Source organism: Paraburkholderia sediminicola, from assembly GCF_046027825.1.
GTDB lineage: Bacteria > Pseudomonadota > Gammaproteobacteria > Burkholderiales > Burkholderiaceae > Paraburkholderia > Paraburkholderia sediminicola_D.
The window spans coordinates 1-776 of the sequence record NZ_JAQQDU010000247.1 but is presented as its reverse complement, the minus strand read 5'-3'; the positions used below and the strand labels follow the sequence as shown (position 1 = coordinate 776).

General features: G+C 62.8%; 1 protein-coding gene. It reads left to right on the top strand.

Annotation, left to right across the window (positions count from 1 at the left end; genetic code table 11):
- Nucleotides 1-776: IS630 family transposase (locus tag PQQ96_RS42115; protein ID WP_408303343.1), on the top strand; the 776-nt coding region annotated here is incomplete at both ends.

The window sequence follows — 776 nt, the reverse complement described above, 5'->3', positions numbered from 1 at the left end:
GCAGGGGATTCGGGAGGCAGAGCGCAGTGGTCGTCCGCCGCGCATCACGCAGGAGACGCGGCTGCAACTGATCGCACTGGCGTGTGAAGTGCAGGAAGCGCAAGGTCGGGCCACGCCGACGCTCGATGAGATTGTGACGCGTGCAGTCGAGCGAGGGATCGTCGAACAGATCAGTCGCAGCCATGTGCAGCGCATCCTGCAGGCTGGCGACGTTCGCCCGCATCGGGTGCAACAGTGGCTGCATAGTCCGGATCCGGCGTTTCGCGAGAAGGTCAACGTGATCTGCAAGCTGTACCGCAAGGCGCCGAAGAATGCGGTGGTACTGAGTATTGACGAGAAGACCGGCATCCAGGCCATCGAGCGCAAGCATCCAGGGCGCGCCCCGGCAGCCGGACGGTTGCGCCGCCGGGAATTTGAATATATCCGTCACGGTACCCAGTCGCTGATTGCCGCGCTGGATGTTCATACCGGGCGGGTACTGGGAAGCTGCCGCGACCGGCGTACCCAGGGCGACCTGGTGGCTTTCATGGAAAGTGTGGCAGCCGCGTATCCGGGCAAGCAGGTGCACGTAATCTGGGACAATCTGAACACGCATCGCGCCCAGGCCGTGTGGCAGGCATTCAATGCGCGGCACGGTGGACGGTTTCATTTCCATTTCACCCCTTTGCACGCGAGCTGGGTGAACCAGATCGAACTGTGGTTTGGGCTCTATACGCGCCGTGTGCTGCGTCACGCCAGCCACACCAGCACAGCGCATCTTCGCGAGCGTACAGAGC